Raw genomic sequence first — 15749 nt, 5'->3', positions numbered from 1 at the left:
AATGGCTAAAGGTAAGATGGGCAACCCTCGGGACGATTTGCCGCAGCGGCGGTCAAGATTTACCGACACATCTTTTTCGCCCCATTCAAAAAGCAGGAGTCAATCAATGGCCAAAATCACTGTTGAGCGTGCCCACAACCTGGGTAAGGAAGCCGCCCGCGAGAAGGCCGACAAGCTGGCGCAAAAACTCTCCGAACAATATGGCCTGGAGCCGCAATGGTCGGGTGATACCCTGAACCTCAAGCGCTCGGGCGTGAAAGGCGCGGTGCATGTGGCGGACGATTCGATCAAGGTCGACGTGGAACTGGGCATCATGATGTCGGCCATGAGCGGCATGATCAAAGCCGAGATCGAAAAAGCCCTCGATAAAGCGCTGGTCTGATCGCGATTTTCGGTAAACCGAGATCCCCTGTGGGAGCGAGCCTGCTCGCGAAAGCGGTGCGTCAGTCGACTCGAATATTGACTGATACACCGTTTTCGCGAGCAGGCTCGCTCCCACATTTGTTTTGTGTACGGCCTGAGGTTTATGTCAGTTGTTAGGGTGCCGTTTCTAATTTTTCTACCTACTTTGTGCCTGAGCCCGACACTTTCGCGGGCAGTTCCTCAAACCTTCTGCGCGTGAGGTGCACCATGGCCAAAGTTATTTTGAAGAAAAAAATCGACGCTTCGACTTCTGCTCTGAGCGACGTCAAATCCTATGCCCGCAAGATCTGGCTGGCAGGCCTGGGTGCCTACGCCAAGGTCGGCCAAGAGGGTAGCGAGTACTTTCAAGAGCTGATCAAGGCTGGTCAAACTGTTGAAAAGAAAGGCAAAAAAGCCGTCACCGAAAAACTTGAAGCGGCCAACGCCGAGATCGATGAAGCCAAGAGCGAAGTAAGTTCTTTCAAAGGTCGTGTCGAAGTTCAACTCGACAAGGTCGAGAAAGCTTTCGACACCCGCGTAGCAAGCGCCTTGAATCGTATCGGCATTCCGTCTAAACATGACGTTGAGACACTCTCTGCTAAGCTCGATGAGCTGACGGCATTGCTCGAACGCGTCGCGCGTAAATCTTAAGGAGAACGGGATGGCTGGTAAAAAGAACACCGATAAAGAAGGCAGCTCGTGGATCGGGAAAGTCGAAGACTACTCTCGCAAAATCTGGCTGGCTGGTTTAGGCGTGTACTCGAAGATCGACACTGACGGCAGCAAGCTCTTCGATACATTGGTCAAAGACGGCGAGAAAGCCGAGAAGCTCACCAAGTCCGCAGTCGGCAAAAAAGTCGATGCCGCCAAGGACTCTGCTTCCTCGGCCAAGTCGCGCATCAGCGGCGTGAAAGATCGCGCACTGGGCAAGTGGGACGAGCTGGAAGGGGCTTTCGACAAGCGCCTGAACAGCGCGATCTCGCGCCTCGGTGTACCGAGCCGCAATGAGGTCAAGGCACTCAACAGCAAGGTCGACACACTGACCAAACAGATCGAAAAACTCACCGGTCTGAAGGCTCAACCTGTGGCGGCGAAAACCGCTGCGGCAAAACCGGCAGCGAAAACTGCGGCGGCCAAACCAGCGGCAAAATCCGCTGCCAAGCCTCTGGCCAAAGCGGCGGCTAAACCCGCAGCAAAAGCAGCGGCCAAGCCTGCAGCGAAAACCGCTGCCGCCAAGCCAGCAGCCAAAGCAGCCGCCAAACCGGTTGCCGCCAAAGCCGCTGCGAAACCAGCAGCGAAACCTGCGGCCAAAACTGCAGCGAAACCAGCCGCCAAGCCAGCCGCCAAGCCAGCCGCGAAAACCGCGGCCGCCAAACCGGCCGCCAAACCGGCTGCGAAGCCAGCAGCCAAACCGGCTGCGGCGAAAAAACCGGCAGTGAAAAAACCGGCCGCGCCGAAAGCCGCAGCGCCGAAGCCAGCAGCACCTGCTGCAGCCAAGCCGGCCACCCCGGCAGCTCCGGTGAGCGCGTCGAACTCCGCCGCGGCCCCGACTCCGGTGGCTACCCCGACTGTTGCATCGACGCCGTCGACGCCAACCAGTCAGTCCTGATTTATCAGGGCAAAACAAAACGCCCGGCCTGTGAAGGTCGGGCGTTTTTGTATCTGAATTCCAACAGCCCCTCACCCTAGCCCTCTCCCGGAGGGAGAGGGGACCGATACGGGGATGCTTCAGCCTTACACCGACCTGAAAGTGTCGTATTGAATCCATAATCGACTCGATTTTTCAGGTCGCCGTATAGCGCAAGACGATAAGGTCAGTCCCCTCTCCCTCTGGGAGAGGGCTAGGGTGAGGGGCTTTTGATTCAGTCGTGATCTTCAAGGTATTGCAGGGCCATCCGCTCCGTGGCGACCTTAACCGGCGGCAGCAAGTGCGGCGCTACCAGCATCATGATCTGATAAACCACCAATCTCACTTCCCCCTCACGATCCAGAATCCGCTGATAATCCAGCGAAAACAGCAACGTCATGGTGATCTGCTCAACCAGTTGCCCCAACGCCTGCGTATCACTGACCAACTGCCCCGCAGCCTTCAACCGCGCCAACAACGACGCCAGCGTGCGCTTCAGCGCATTGAGCAAATGTCGAATCCCCTTGGCCAGCTTCGGCAGCCGCCCGGCTAGGTTCGACAGGTCCTGAAACAAAAACCGATACTGCGCCAGCCGCTCGACGATCAAATGCAGAAACAGCCAGTAATCCTCCGGCGCCAATTCCACATCCGACGGCGGATCGAGCAGTGGCGCCAGCTCATTCTGGAAGCGTTCGAACAACCCGAGAATCAGCGGTTCCTTGCCGTGGAAGTGGTAGTAGAGGTTGCCCGGGCTGATGCCCATTTCATTGGCCACCTCCATGGTGGAGACGTTCGGCTCGCCCTTTTCGTTGAACAGTTGCAAAGCACATTCGAGAATCCGGTCGCGGGTTTTCATCCAGTCTTCTTAGAAAAGTTCGGTTAAGCGTCAGCGCACACGCACGTAAGTACCGGGCGCGGCCTCCATCGGTGGGTAGTTCGGGTTGCCGAGGGTGAACGAGGTTTCGTGCTGGGCACCGGAGCGTTGCTGAATCCATTCCAGCCACTGCGGCCACCAACTGCCGTCGACGTGTTTACCGTCGTAGTACCAGGCACGCGGGTCGCTGCTCATCTTGGCGTTCTCGACGTAGGCGGCTTTCGGGTTGCTCGGCGGGTTAAGGATGCTCTGCACATGTCCGCTGTTGGACAGCACGAAACGCCGCTCCCCGCCGAGCAGCAGGGTCGAGCGATACACCGCGTCCCACGGCGTGATGTGGTCATTCATGCCGGCGACGCTGAAGCTGTCGACAGTGACTTTCTGCAGATCGATTGGCGTGCCGCAGACCTCCAGCCCACCCGGATGGGTCAGTGGGTTGTGCTTGAAGAAGTCCAGCAGGTCACCGTGAAATGCCGCCGGCAGGCGGGTGTTGTCGTTGTTCCAGTAGAGGATGTCGAAGGCCGGTGGCTCTTTGCCCAACAGGTAGTTGTTGACGAAGTAGCTCCAGATCAAATCATTGGGACGCATCCAGGCGAAGATCCTGGCCATGTCGCGACCGTCCAGCACGCCTTTCTGATAGGAACGGCGCTTGGCGGCTTCGAGGGTTTGTTCGTCGGCGAACAGCGTGGCCGGGGTTTCGATCTGGCTGTCGAGCAGGCTGACCAGATAGGTCGCGCTGGAGACCCGGCGCAGCTGCCGCTTGGCCTGCAAATGGCCTTGCAGGGCGGCGATGGTCAGGCCGCCGGCGCAGGCGCCCATCAGGTTGACCTCACGAGCGCCGGTGATCGCCCGGCAGATGTTCATCGCTTCTTCCACCGCTTCGACGTAGGTCGACAGGCCCCATTCGCGATGGCGAACATCCGGGTTGCGCCAGCTGATCATGAACGTTTGCAGGCCATTCTTCAGCGCGTACTGGACGAAGCTGTTGTGTGGGCTGAGGTCAAAAATGTAGTACTTGTTGATTTGCGGGGGCACTACCAGCAGCGGCTTGGCGTACTGCTTTTCGCTCATCGGTTTGTACTGGATCAGCTCCAGCATCTCGTTGCGAAACACCACCGAACCGGTGGTGGTGGCGACGGTCTTGCCGACCTCGAAAGCCTGTTTGGTCACCTGGCGCGGCAGGCCGTCGTTGTGCAGCAAGTCATCGAATAAATGGCTGAGGCCGCGCACCAGACTGTGCCCGCCAGAGTTGAACAGCTCCTTGACCGCCAGCGGGTTGAGCAGGGTATTCGACGGCGCCACCGCGTCGTTGAGCAAGGTGAAAGCGAAGTGCGCGCGGGCGCGATCGTCATCGCTCATGTTGCTTTCATCGATCCAGCTTTTGACCTGCTTCTGCCAGGCCAGATAGGCCTGCAGGCTGCGCCGGTAGAACGGATTGAGGCTCCATGCCGGATCGGCGAAACGGCTGTCGTTCGGGTTGGTTGGGTGCAGGGTCTCGCCGAGCAATACGCGGCCCAATTGGCCGCCGAGTTTCAAGGCATGCTTCGCACTGTGGATCGGGTTGCGCAGACCGTGGGCGGCGACGCTGCGCAAGGTCGAGATCAGGTCCCGGCCACGCAGGCCGGTGATCGCACTTTGTGCGTTGATGAACACGGCGGGGCTGGGCACTACGCCCGTCGCTGGTTTGTCGCGCATGACTCAACACTCCTTCGTCTTCAGGTCAAAAACAAACTCACCGAACCAGAACACCATAGACGCTGTTGCGGGTTGCTGCCTGCGCGGCGTCCTGCCGCGCACTCTTTGTTAAAGCACTGCATAAAGCCTGCCGTCGGGATTAACCGCCGAGCGGTGTCGGATGCGGGTGCATCACTGCACGCTGACGTTCCTCCTGAAGAAATTTCATGATGATCGGCGCCACCGCTTCGGCGCGGGTAATCAGGAACAGATGACCGTCGTCGATGATGTGCAGTTGGGCGTTGGGAATGCGCCAGGCGAGCATGCGCATGTTGATCAGCGGGATCAGCGGATCGTCATCGCCGGCCAGCACCAGCGTCGGCTGATGGATCTTGTGCAGCCAATGAATACTCGTCCAGCCAAGGCCAGCGAAAAGTTGCCAGTAATAGCCCAGCTTGCCCGCCGAACGGACTTTAGCCGCGTGGCTGGCGGCCAGGGTCGGATCGCGGCGGAACGAGCCGCCGTAGATCAGCGGGGCGATGCGGATCACGTGGGAAGGCTGAATGTAGCGCCGCGGACTGGCCATCATCCACAGCACTTTCGGTTTGCCCGGCACCATCACCGCACCGGCCGCGGTCGCCGCCAGCACCAGTTTCTTGCAGCGCTCGGGGTAGTCGTAGGCGAACTGCTGCGCGAGTGCGCCACCCCACGACACGCCGATGACGTTGACCTGGCCGTAGTCGAGGTAATCGAGCATCCGTGACGTCAGCTTGGCCAGCCCGGGAAAGCGATACGGACGGTTCGGCGTCGAGGAACCGCCAACACCGGGCACGTCGAAGGCGATCACTTCCAGATCCGGGTCCAGCGCCGCGACAAACGGAAACACCAGCTCCAGGTTGGCGCCGATGCCGTTGAAAATCAGCAAGGGCGTCAAGTGAGGCTTGCCGGGGCGTACCGCCGTGCGGAGGGTCTGGCCATCCAGATCGACGGTACGGAATATGAACGGTTGCGGCATGCTTCAGGCCCTGTGGATTTCAAGTACACCCCGCCCCTTGTGGGAGCGAGCCTGCTCGCGAAGGCGTCGTGTCATCCAACATCAATGTTGATTGAATGAGCGCTTTCGCGAGCAGGCTCGCTCCCACAATGACGGGGTGGTGTCAGTTACCGCTCATGTACATAAGTGCCCGGCGAGGCTTCACCCGCCGGATACGCCTTGTTGCCCAGTTTCACCGGGGCCTTTTTCAGGTTGCCCGAGCGCTCGGCCTGCCACGTCTGCCAGTGCAGCCACCAGGAGTCGGTGTGCTTGGTCGAGTTTTCTTGCCACTCATCGGCATTGGCCGCCATCTCTTCGCCGGTCATGTAACGCGATTTCGGGTTGCCCGGCGGGTTCAGGATGCTCTGGATATGGCCGCTGCTCGACAGCACGAACTCGACCTTGCCACCGAACAACTGCGCCGACTTGTAGCAGGACTTCCACGGGGTGATGTGGTCGTTGGTGCCGGCCAGCGAGAAGATGTCGGCCGTGACCTGCTTGAGGTCGATCGGCGTGCCGCACACTTCCAGTGCATTCGGGCGGATCAGTGGATTGTTTTTGAACATCTCGATCAGGTCGCCATGGAACGCGGCGGGCAACCGGGTGGTGTCGTTGTTCCAGAACAGGATGTCGAACACCGGCGGCTCATTGCCGAGCAGGTAGTTGTTGACCCAGTAGTTCCAGATCAGGTCGTTGGGGCGCATCCACGCGAAGACCTTGGCCATGTCTTTGCCTTCGAGCACGCCGGCCTGATACGAGTGGCGCTTGGCGGTCTCCAGGGTCTGCTCGTCGACGAACAGGGCGACGTCGCTGTCCAGCGTCGTGTCGAGCACGCTGACCAGCAGCGTGAGGGCATTGACCTTCTTCTCGCCGATCGCCGCGTAGTGGCCGAGCAGGGCGGTGCAGGTGATGCCGCCGGAGCAGGCGCCGAGCATGTTCACGTCTTTGCTGCCGGTGATTGCGGTGACCACGTCGACCGCTTCTTTCAGCGCATCGATATAGGTCGACAGGCCCCACTCGCGCTGGGCCTTGGTCGGGTTGCGCCAGCTGACGATAAACGTCTGCACGTTATTGCGCAGGCAAAAGCGCGCCAGACTCTTGTCCGGGCTCAAGTCGAATACGTAGAACTTGTTGATCTGCGGCGGCACCACCAGCAATGGGCGCTCGTGGACCTGCTCGGTGATCGGCTTGTACTGGATCAGTTCCAGCACGTCGTTGCGAAACACCACCGCGCCTTCGGTGACACCGAGGCTCTTGCCGACCTCGAACGCGCCCATGTTGACCTGGCTCGGCATGCCGCCGTTGTGCACCAGATCCTTGGCCAGATGCGAGAGGCCATCGAGCAGGCTTTTGCCGCCGGTTTCGAAGAAGCGTTTCACCGCTGCCGGATTGGCCGCCGTATTGGTCGGAGCCATGGCTTCTGTCATCAGGTTGATGACGAAGTGGCCGCGGGCGATGTCTTTGGGGGAGAGACTGCTGTCATCAATCCAGGCATGGAGTTCCTTGCGCCACGCCAGGTAAGTTTGCAGATAGCGTTTGTAGAGCGGGTTCTGGCTCCACGCAGGATCGGCAAAGCGACGGTCATCGCCTGCCGGTTGCAGTTCGGATTTGCCGAACAACACGTTCTTCAGTTCGAGGCCGAAATGGGTGACGTGTTTGACGCTATGGATCGGTTGTCTGATGGCCTGTTTCAGCACCATGCGAGCAGAGGCCAGCAGATCCTTTCCGCGTAGCCCAACGACGGGATTAAGCCCCAGGGTGTTTTCCGAGGCTTGGTACTTCAGGTCATCGTTATTCTTGTTACTCATCTACGACGCTCCATTGTCCTGAGACGAGTACCCGGTTTTCTGCTGTGCAGTTCCACAGCCAATGCCAGGTACTACTGCTCGGGTGACCGTTAATTCTGCATAGCTGCTTTACAGTCGTAGAGCATTGCAGGGAACTTGCCAGCTCCATTGGTTACCCGAGTTTAATTTTTTTCGCAAGCAGGCCGATCCTCGGCCACACAGCAGAGCATTCAAACAGATGAATTTAGAAAATGCCCTCTAAAGAGCAAGAGCCACGGACTAGAGCATCAGCTTGACGAACGACTCGTTCGGGTCGCGGGATTTTCCGGCGGCGCGCAGCTCGGCCAGATAATCGTCCCAGAGTTCGTTCTGGCGTTTGCCGAGTTCGTAGAGATAGTCCCAGGTGAACAAGCCGCTGTCATGACCATCGTCGAAGGTCAGTTTCAGTGCGTAGTGACCGGCCGGTTCCAGCTTGCTCAGACCGACGTTGAGCTTGCCGAATTGCAGGATCGGTTTGCCGTGGCCCTGGACCTCGGCGGAAGGGGAATGCACGCGCAGGAATTCGGCGGGCAGTGTGTATTCCTCGCCGGACGCGTAGGTGAGCGTCAGGGTTTTCGAGGCTTTGTGCAGTTTGATGTCGGTGGGGATCATGAGCAGGTATCCGTCTGGTGCGGAACCTTGTGGGAGCGAGCCTGCTCGCGAAAGCGGTGGTTCAGTCAACACAAGGGTTGAATGTACTGCCGTCTTCGCGAGCAGGCTCGCTCCCACAGTTCCATTACATCTGTAAGTATGGCTTACAGGATATAACGGGACAGGTCTTCGTTCTGCGCCAATTCGCCGAGGTGGCTGTTGACGTACTCGGCGTCGATCAGAATCGGCTGCTCATCGTGGGTGCTGGCCAGATCGCCGGCGCTGAACGACACCTCTTCAAGCAGACGCTCAAGCAGCGTGTGCAGACGACGGGCGCCGATGTTCTCGGTCTTCTCGTTGACCTGCCAGGCGATCTCCGCCAGACGCTTGATGCCTTCGGGCTGAAACTGGATGTTCAGGCCTTCGGTCTTCAGCAGCGCGCAATATTGCTCGGTGAGCGAGGCATGCGGTTCGCTGAGGATGCGCTCGAAGTCCGACGGGCTCAGGGCCTTGAGTTCGACGCGGATCGGCAAACGACCTTGCAGCTCAGGCACCAGATCGCTCGGCTTGCTCAAGTGGAAAGCACCAGAGGCGATGAACAGAATGTGGTCAGTCTTGACCATGCCCAGTTTGGTGTTGACGGTGCAGCCTTCGATCAGCGGCAGCAGGTCGCGCTGCACGCCTTCACGGGACACATCGGCGCCGCCGACGTTGCCACGCTTGGCGACTTTGTCGATTTCGTCGATGAACACGATACCGTGCTGTTCAACCGCTTCCAGCGCTTTGGCCTTCAGCTCTTCTTCATTGACCAGACGCCCGGCTTCTTCGTCGCGCACCAGCTTCAGGGCTTCTTTGACCTTGAGCTTGCGCGCCTTCTTCTTGCCCTTGCCCATGTTGGCGAACAAGGACTGCAACTGGTTGGTCATCTCTTCCATGCCAGGCGGCGTGGCGATTTCGATGCCGGCCACTTCGGCGACTTCGATCTCGATTTCCTTGTCATCCAGCTGACCTTCGCGCAGGCGCTTGCGGAACAACTGACGGGTGTTGGAATCGCTGCTTGGCGCTTCTTCATTGCTGAAGCCCATGCGCGCCGGCGGCAGCAATGCGTCGAGGATACGATCCTCGGCAGCGTCTTCGGCGCGGTGGCGCACGCGGGTCATTTCCTGCTCGCGGAGCATCTTGATCGCGGCGTCGGCCAGATCACGGATGATCGACTCGACGTCACGGCCGACGTAGCCGACTTCGGTGAACTTGGTCGCTTCGACCTTGATGAACGGCGCGTTGGCCAGTTTCGCCAGACGGCGGGCGATCTCGGTTTTACCGACACCGGTCGGGCCGATCATCAGGATGTTCTTCGGGGTCACTTCAACGCGCAGCTCTTCAGGCAGCTGCATGCGGCGCCAGCGGTTGCGCAGGGCAATCGCGACGGCGCGCTTGGCATCGTCCTGGCCGATGATGTGGCGGTTGAGTTCGTGGACGATTTCGCGGGGAGTCATGGACATAGTAATTGACGGTCCTCAAGCAGAAACAAGCCGTGGCACAGGGCCGCGTCAGGCTTATTCAGCGAGATCCTGCTCCTCAATGGTCTGAGTGTGGTTGGTGAATACACAAATGTCGCCGGCGATACCGAGGGCGGTTTCGACGATTTCACGGGCCGACAGGTCGGTCTTTTTCAGCAGCGCGCTGGCCGCAGCCTGCGCGTAACCGCCGCCGGAGCCCATGGCGATCAGGCCATCTTCGGGTTCGACCACGTCACCGTTGCCGGTGATGATCAGCGAGGCGTCCTTGTTGGCGACCGCGAGCATGGCTTCGAGGCGGCTCAGGGAGCGGTCGGTGCGCCATTCTTTGGCGAGTTCGACAGCGGCGCGCACCAGGTGGCCCTGATGTTTTTCAAGCTGGCCTTCGAAACGTTCGAAGAGGGTAAAGGCGTCGGCAGTGGCACCGGCGAAACCGGCGATGACCTGGCCGTGGTACAGGCGACGGACTTTTTTCGCGTTGCCTTTCATCACGGTATTGCCGAGAGAAACCTGGCCGTCGCCGCCCATGACGACTTTGCCGTGACGGCGGACTGAAACGATGGTGGTCAAGGGAAGAGTCTCCACACAGCGGGGCGAAAGTGCCTTATGCCCATTCATATGGGGGTGCTGGAGAGGATTTCAACCGGGGAGGGTGCGGAGGGACGAACGGCGGGTGGTTGATCGGGGGGATCTAGTGCTTGATAAGACGCCTTCGCGAGCAGGCTCGCTCCCACAGGGATTGCGTTATTCCTGTGGGAGCGAGCCTGCTCGCGAATGAACGATGACGCGGTACTACTGGTGGAATCAGCGGCTCTGGCGTTGTTGTAACAACAGGTTGCTGAATCCGGCGCCGGCCAGTTGTTTCTGCGCGGTGGTCAGTTGTTCACGGTTGCTGAACGGGCCGACCAAAACGCGGTACCAGGTTTCATCCTTCACCGTGCCGGATTCAACCGCCACCGCTTGGCCGAGCAGAATGATCTGCGCGCGGACTTTATCGGCATCGGTTTCCTTGCGGAACGAACCGGCCTGCAAGAAGAACTTGGTCACCGGCGCGGCTTTGCTCACAGGCGGTGCTGGCGGCGGGGTAATCCCGGCCAACGCTGCCTGAGCGCGCGCGGTGTCGATCTTCGCCGCTTCTGCCGGTGTCACCGGCGTGGTCGGGATGGCCGGCACTTGTGGCGTCGGCAGGGTCTTCTCCGGGACGGCGTCCGGCGGCACGATCACTTCCGATTCCGGCAACAGGGTGTAGAAGTCGTACTTCGGCTTCACCGGTTGCGTCGGGCTCGGCGGGGTCTTGTTGGCCTCGGCGATTTTCGACGCTTTCTGCTGTTGCGCCTGTTCGACCTTCTCACGCTTGACCGTGTCGCTGCCCTTGCCCGGCTCGAGCTTCATCAGAAACACGATGAACGCGCCGACCGTCAGGCCGATGGCCATCCACAGCCAGCCCGGAATCGGTTGCTTCGCAGGAGCTTGGTAACGGCTGGCGCCACGCTTGGGTGCAGGTTTTTTCTTGGCAGCCAACTTACATACGCTCCAGAGTTTCCAGACCCAACAGCTCCAGGCCTTGCTTGAGGGTGCGACCGGTCAGCGCGGCCAGGCGCAGACGGCTCTGCATCTGGGCCGGGGTTTCGGCGGCGAGGATCGGGCAGTTCTCGTAGAAACTGGAGAACAGACCGGCAACGTCGTACAGATAAGTGCAGAGAATGTGCGGCGTGCCTTTGTCGGAGACGTTGTTCAGCACTTCACCGAACTGCGCCAGTTTCGCCGCCAGCTCTTGCTCATGTGCGGCTTCCAGCACGATCTGGCCATCGACTTCGCTGAAGTCCTTGCCCAGTTTGCGGAATACACCGGCCACACGGGTGTAGGCATACAGCAGGTACGGCGCGGTGTTGCCTTCGAAATTCAGCATCAGGTCGAAGTTGAAGCTGTAGTCGCTGGTGCGGTGCTTCGACAGGTCGGCGTACTTCACCGCGCCGATGCCGACGACTTTGGCGATGTTGCGCAGTTCGTCTTCGGCCAGTTCCGGGTTCTTCTCTTTCACCAGGCTATAGGCGCGTTCCTGCGCTTCGGTCAGCAGATCGATCAGCTTCACGGTGCCGCCGTCACGGGTCTTGAACGGACGGCCGTCGGCGCCGTTCATGGTGCCGAAGCCCATGTGTTCCATCTCCATCGGATGGGTGACGAAGCCGGCCTTGCGCGCCACGGCGAACACTTGCTGGAAGTGCAGAGCCTGACGCTGGTCGACGAAGTACAGCGCGCGATCGGCTTTCAGCTTGCCGCTGCGGTAGCGCACGGCCGCCAAGTCAGTGGTGGCGTACAGGTAACCGCCGTCAGCCTTGACGATGATCACTGGCAGCGGGTCGCCGTCAGCGTTCTTGAACTCGTCGAGGAACACGCACTGCGCGCCGTTGCTTTCGACCAGCATGCCAGCGGCTTTCAGATCGTTGACCACGTTGATCAGGTCGTCGTTGTAGGCGCTTTCGCCCATCACGTCGGCCATGGTCAGTTTGACGTTGAGCAGTTCGTAGATCTTCTGGCAGTGCGACAGCGAGATGTCCTTGAACTTGGTCCACAGCGCCAGGCACTCGGCATCGCCGGCCTGCAGCTTGACCACCAGACCACGGGCGCGGTCGGCAAACTCTGCGGATTCATCGAAACGCTGTTTGGCGGCGCGGTAGAAGTTTTCCAGGTCAGACAGCTCGTCGCTGGTGATCGGGTTTTCCTGCAAATAAGCCATCAGCATGCCGAACTGGGTACCCCAGTCGCCGACGTGGTTCTGACGGATCACTTCATCGCCGAGGAATTCGAGTACGCGGGCCACACCGTCGCCGATGATCGTCGAGCGCAAGTGGCCGACGTGCATCTCTTTGGCCAGGTTCGGTGCCGACAGGTCGACCACGGTGCGTTGCGCCGGGCCGGCCTTGCGTACGCCAACATGGGCATCAGCCAATGCAGCGTCGAGACGCGAGGCCAAAGCCTGGGTGTTCTGGAAGAAGTTGATGAAGCCCGGACCGGCGATTTCGGCCTTGGTGACGTTCTCGTCAGCCGGCAGCGCGGCGATGATTTTTTCCGCCAGATCGCGCGGCTTCATGCCCGCAGGCTTCGCCAGCATCATCGCGATGTTGCTGGCGAAGTCGCCGTGGGTCTTGTCACGGGCGTTCTCCACCTGAATCGCCGGCGACAGGCCTTCAGGCAACACACCTTCGTTGACGAGTTGGGTGAGGGCTTGTTGGATCAGCTGGCGAATGGTGTCTTTCATGGTCTTCTCTTTCGACCGCAAGCGCGGCGGGCGCATCGATGCGCGGGTGGAAAAACTGGGCATTATCCGTTGCGAAGACGGGCTTGCCAACCTTAGCAGGCAGCTTATGGATATGTGGTGACAAATAGATCATTTTCGCGAGCAGGCGCGCTCCCACAGGTACTGCGCAGTCCTTGTGGGAGCGAGCCTGCTCGCGAAGGCGATCTTTCTATCAATACAAATCTACAGGGTCGACATCCAGCGACCAGCGCACTGCGCGCCCGCTCGGCATCTGCTCCAGCTCCAGCAACCAACTGGCCAGCAACCGGTGCAACGGTGCCCGCGCCGTCGCCTGCAACAACAGCTGCGCGCGATAACGCCCGGCGCGGCGTTCCATCGGCGCTGGCACCGGCCCAAGCAATTCAATCCCGCTCAGATTCTGTTCGGCCAGCAAACGCTCGGCCTCGCTACACGCCTCATCGAGAAAACCTTCCGCCTGTCCCGGTTTGTGCGCTTCGGCACGCAACAACGCCAGATGCGCAAACGGCGGCAGCCCGGCAGCGCGGCGTTCACTCAAGGCCTGCTCGGCAAAGGCGAAATAACCCTGCTCGGTGAGTTGCACCAATAAAGGATGGTCGGCGAGGTGAGTCTGGATGATCACCTTACCCGGCTCTTCTGCTCGCCCGGCACGACCAGCGACTTGCACGATCAACTGCGCCATGCGCTCGCTGGCGCGGAAGTCGCCGGAGAACAAACCGCCGTCAGCGTCGAGGATCGAAACCAGTGTCACTCGTGGAAAGTGGTGCCCTTTGGCCAACATCTGTGTGCCGACCAGAATGCACGGCTGGCCTTTCTGAATCGTCGCGAACAGCTGATTCATCGCGTCTTTGCGCGAGGTGCTGTCGCGGTCGACGCGCAGCACCGGGTAATCGGGAAATAGAATCGCCAGACGTTCTTCGGCACGTTCAGTGCCCGCGCCGACCGGGCGCAGATCGACCTTGTTGCACTTCGGACACTGGCGCGGGGTGCGTTCGACGTAGCCACAGTGGTGGCAACGCAATTCGCCGTAACGCTGATGCACGGTCATTCGCGCATCGCAGCGCGAGCATTCGGACATCCAGCCGCAGTCGTGGCAGAGCAACGTTGGCGCAAAGCCGCGACGGTTGAGGAACACCAGCACCTGTTGCCCATTCGCCAGCGTCTGACCGATGGCCTGCTGCATCGGCCCGGAAATACCGCTGTCGAGTGGGCGACTTTTTACATCGAGGCGTAGAAAACGTGGTTGCTTGGCACCGCCGGCCCGTTCATTCAGGCGTAGGAGGCCGTAACGGCCGGTGTAGGCGTTGTGCAGGCTTTCCAGCGATGGTGTCGCAGAACCGAGCACGATCGGGATGTTTTCCTGCCGCGCACGCACCAGCGCCAGATCGCGGGCGTGGTAGCGCAAACCTTCCTGCTGTTTATAAGAGCCGTCGTGCTCTTCATCGATGATGATCAGCCCGGGATTTTTCATCGGCGTGAACAGCGCCGAGCGAGTGCCGATAATAATGTCGGCCTCGCCATCGCGTGCCGCGAGCCAGGCATCGAGGCGCTCGCGGTCATTGACTGCCGAGTGCAGCAGGGCGATCCGCGCATTGAAACGCTGCTCGAAGCGCGCCAGGGTCTGCGGGCCGAGGTTGATCTCCGGGATCAGTACCAATGCCTGCTTGCCGGCTTCGAGGGTTTCGCGGATCAGTTGCAAATAGACTTCGGTCTTGCCGCTGCCGGTGACGCCGGCCAGCAGGAACGCGTGATAACTGTCGAACCCGGCGCGGATCGCCTCATATGCGGCGCGCTGTTCGGTGTTGAGCGGTAATTCCGGTTGCGCCAGCCAGTGCTCATGGCGCGCGCCGGGTGCGTGGCGGCGGATTTCCACTTGCACCAGACCTTTGGCCAGCAGCAGATCGAGACTGTCCTTGCTCAGCGTCAGTTTGCTCAGCAACTGATGGGCGACGCCGTGCGGGTGCTGGGCCAGCGTCGCGAGTGCTTCGCGCTGACGCGGCGCGCGGGCAATGCGCGGGTCCTCAAGGCTGGCGCCGGGTACGGCTGACCAGAAGCGTTCTTGCCGAGCTTCAGCCAGTTCGCCCTGCCGCAACAGCACCGGCAGCGCCCAACTCAGCGTATCGCCGAGGCTGTGTTGATAATACTGCGAGGTCCACAGGCACAGCTTGAACAGCGCCGGTGGCAGTGGCGCTGTGGCATCGAGCAGGGCCAGCGCCGGTTTGAGTTTTTCCACCGGCACTTCGCTGGTGTCGGTAACCTCGACCAGAATCCCGATCATCTCGCGTCGACCGAACGGTACCCGCAGGCGCATGCCCGGCTGCAATTGTTCACGCAGCACGCCGGCCGGGGCCCGATAGTCGAACAGGCGGCGCAAGGGTGAAGGCAGGGCGAGGCGCAGAATGGCGTCGGGCACGCGGGGGGATCTCTATCAACAGGCGGGAGGGCTAGGCACATAACCTTGTAGGAGTGAGCCTGCTCGCGATAGCGGTCTGTCATTCAACATTTATGTCGTCTGAAATACCGCTATCGCGAGCAGGCTCACTCCTACAAGGGAATCGCGTATTGGGTCGGGAGCCTAGCAGACGGTCGGTCTCGGTGACAGCTTGCGTGTTTGAAAAGGTCTGGTAGAATCCGCGGCCTAATTACGTGCGGTATTCAACAATAGTGTTGGGTGGCGGCACGCTAGCTGAGGAAGACACCATGAAAGCTGATATTCACCCGAATTACCCAGTCATCGCTGTTACCTGCAGCTGTGGCAACAAGTTCGAAACTCGTTCGACTTTCGGCAAAGCTCTGCCAATCGACGTTTGCAACGAATGCCACCCGTTCTACACCGGTAAGCAGAAGACTCTGGACACTGGCGGCCGCGTTCAGCGCTTCGCAGACCGTTTCGGTGCTTTCGGCAAGAAACCTGCTGCTGCAGAGTAA

General features: G+C 60.1%; 15 protein-coding genes. 5 read left to right on the top strand and 10 right to left on the bottom strand.

The genetic code is table 11. The features are described 5' to 3' along the window. Positions 1-106: 106 nt before the first annotated feature. From ACOYXJ_RS07390 to ACOYXJ_RS07380, 3 genes are all read left to right on the top strand, one after another. On the top strand, positions 107-382 hold the full coding sequence (locus tag ACOYXJ_RS07390) for a polyhydroxyalkanoic acid system family protein (RefSeq protein WP_077570393.1): 276 nt from the start codon (positions 107-109) through the stop codon (positions 380-382). 248 nt (positions 383-630) lie between these two features. Next, positions 631-1053, top strand: a complete 423-nt coding sequence (locus ACOYXJ_RS07385; protein ID WP_273916607.1) for a phasin family protein — start codon at positions 631-633, stop codon at positions 1051-1053. Positions 1054-1063: 10 nt separating this feature from the next. Next, a complete protein-coding gene (locus ACOYXJ_RS07380; RefSeq protein WP_460368712.1) occupies positions 1064-2011 on the top strand; it encodes a phasin family protein in 948 nt (315 codons plus the stop codon). 253 nt (positions 2012-2264) lie between these two features. Here ACOYXJ_RS07380 and ACOYXJ_RS07375 read toward each other — a convergent pair whose 3' ends face one another. The 9 genes from ACOYXJ_RS07375 to argS form a co-directional block, all read right to left on the bottom strand. Next, complete coding sequence (locus tag ACOYXJ_RS07375) at positions 2265-2885, bottom strand: TetR/AcrR family transcriptional regulator (protein WP_038360043.1); 621 nt, start codon at positions 2883-2885, stop codon at positions 2265-2267. 30 nt (positions 2886-2915) lie between these two features. After that, positions 2916-4598, bottom strand: coding sequence for a class II poly(R)-hydroxyalkanoic acid synthase (phaC, locus tag ACOYXJ_RS07370; RefSeq protein ID WP_150794136.1), 1683 nt, complete (start codon positions 4596-4598; stop codon positions 2916-2918). Between the two features lie 139 nt (positions 4599-4737). Further along, a complete protein-coding gene (gene phaZ / locus ACOYXJ_RS07365) occupies positions 4738-5592 on the bottom strand; it encodes a poly(3-hydroxyalkanoate) depolymerase (RefSeq protein WP_034152967.1) in 855 nt (284 codons plus the stop codon). A gap of 146 nt (positions 5593-5738) precedes the next feature. Beyond that, positions 5739-7418 (bottom strand): class II poly(R)-hydroxyalkanoic acid synthase, encoded by a 1680-nt coding sequence (gene phaC / locus ACOYXJ_RS07360; protein WP_460368709.1) that lies wholly within the window; start codon positions 7416-7418, stop codon positions 5739-5741. Between the two features lie 258 nt (positions 7419-7676). Further along, positions 7677-8048: a gamma-butyrobetaine hydroxylase family protein gene (locus ACOYXJ_RS07355; RefSeq protein WP_191622659.1), complete on the bottom strand. Its 372-nt coding sequence runs from the start codon at positions 8046-8048 to the stop codon at positions 7677-7679. 143 nt (positions 8049-8191) lie between these two features. Continuing rightward, a complete protein-coding gene (gene hslU / locus ACOYXJ_RS07350; RefSeq protein WP_095120730.1) occupies positions 8192-9529 on the bottom strand; it encodes an ATP-dependent protease ATPase subunit HslU in 1338 nt (445 codons plus the stop codon). Between the two features lie 54 nt (positions 9530-9583). Further along, entirely contained in the window at positions 9584-10114 is a 531-nt protein-coding gene (hslV, locus tag ACOYXJ_RS07345) for an ATP-dependent protease subunit HslV (protein WP_016984593.1), read from the bottom strand. Between the two features lie 234 nt (positions 10115-10348). After that, entirely contained in the window at positions 10349-11065 is a 717-nt protein-coding gene (locus ACOYXJ_RS07340) for an SPOR domain-containing protein (protein ID WP_007909385.1), read from the bottom strand. A gap of 1 nt (position 11066) precedes the next feature. Beyond that, on the bottom strand, positions 11067-12803 hold the full coding sequence (gene argS / locus ACOYXJ_RS07335) for an arginine--tRNA ligase (protein WP_038360050.1): 1737 nt from the start codon (positions 12801-12803) through the stop codon (positions 11067-11069). On the opposite strand from argS, the gene ACOYXJ_RS07330 reads away from it, so the two are divergent. Then, positions 12802-12924 (top strand): hypothetical protein, encoded by a 123-nt coding sequence (locus ACOYXJ_RS07330; RefSeq protein ID WP_256579857.1) that lies wholly within the window; start codon positions 12802-12804, stop codon positions 12922-12924. The genes argS and ACOYXJ_RS07330 overlap by 2 nt on opposite strands. Before the next feature lie 90 nt (positions 12925-13014). Here the strand turns inward: ACOYXJ_RS07330 and ACOYXJ_RS07325 are convergent, their stop codons facing one another. Next, complete coding sequence (locus ACOYXJ_RS07325) at positions 13015-15234, bottom strand: primosomal protein N' (RefSeq protein ID WP_460368705.1); 2220 nt, start codon at positions 15232-15234, stop codon at positions 13015-13017. 287 nt (positions 15235-15521) lie between these two features. On the opposite strand from ACOYXJ_RS07325, the gene rpmE reads away from it, so the two are divergent. Further along, positions 15522-15749 carry a 50S ribosomal protein L31 gene (rpmE, locus tag ACOYXJ_RS07320; protein WP_016984589.1) on the top strand — a complete coding sequence of 76 codons (228 nt, stop codon included), beginning with the start codon at positions 15522-15524 and terminating at the stop codon, positions 15747-15749.

The sequence above is a fragment of the Pseudomonas sp. Tul2A7 genome (assembly GCF_054790505.1).
This window is presented reverse-complemented; position numbering and strand designations above follow the sequence as displayed.

Bases quoted from the DNA above. Each gene is read 5' to 3' on its own strand.
- ACOYXJ_RS07355 (WP_191622659.1), bottom strand. From the start codon at position 8,048: ATGATCCCCACCGACATCAAACTGCACAAAGCCTCGAAAACCCTGACG.
- phaC (WP_460368709.1), bottom strand. From the start codon at position 7,418: ATGAGTAACAAGAATAACGATGACCTGAAGTACCAAGCCTCGGAAAAC.
- ACOYXJ_RS07330 (WP_256579857.1), top strand. From the start codon at position 12,802: ATGGTCTTCTCTTTCGACCGCAAGCGCGGCGGGCGCATCGATGCGCGG.
- argS (WP_038360050.1), bottom strand. From the start codon at position 12,803: ATGAAAGACACCATTCGCCAGCTGATCCAACAAGCCCTCACCCAACTC.
- ACOYXJ_RS07385 (WP_273916607.1), top strand. From the start codon at position 631: ATGGCCAAAGTTATTTTGAAGAAAAAAATCGACGCTTCGACTTCTGCT.
- ACOYXJ_RS07390 (WP_077570393.1), top strand. From the start codon at position 107: ATGGCCAAAATCACTGTTGAGCGTGCCCACAACCTGGGTAAGGAAGCC.
- ACOYXJ_RS07375 (WP_038360043.1), bottom strand. From the start codon at position 2,885: ATGAAAACCCGCGACCGGATTCTCGAATGTGCTTTGCAACTGTTCAAC.
- hslU (WP_095120730.1), bottom strand. From the start codon at position 9,529: ATGTCCATGACTCCCCGCGAAATCGTCCACGAACTCAACCGCCACATC.
- ACOYXJ_RS07380 (WP_460368712.1), top strand. From the start codon at position 1,064: ATGGCTGGTAAAAAGAACACCGATAAAGAAGGCAGCTCGTGGATCGGG.
- rpmE (WP_016984589.1), top strand. From the start codon at position 15,522: ATGAAAGCTGATATTCACCCGAATTACCCAGTCATCGCTGTTACCTGC.
- phaC (WP_150794136.1), bottom strand. From the start codon at position 4,598: ATGCGCGACAAACCAGCGACGGGCGTAGTGCCCAGCCCCGCCGTGTTC.
- phaZ (WP_034152967.1), bottom strand. From the start codon at position 5,592: ATGCCGCAACCGTTCATATTCCGTACCGTCGATCTGGATGGCCAGACC.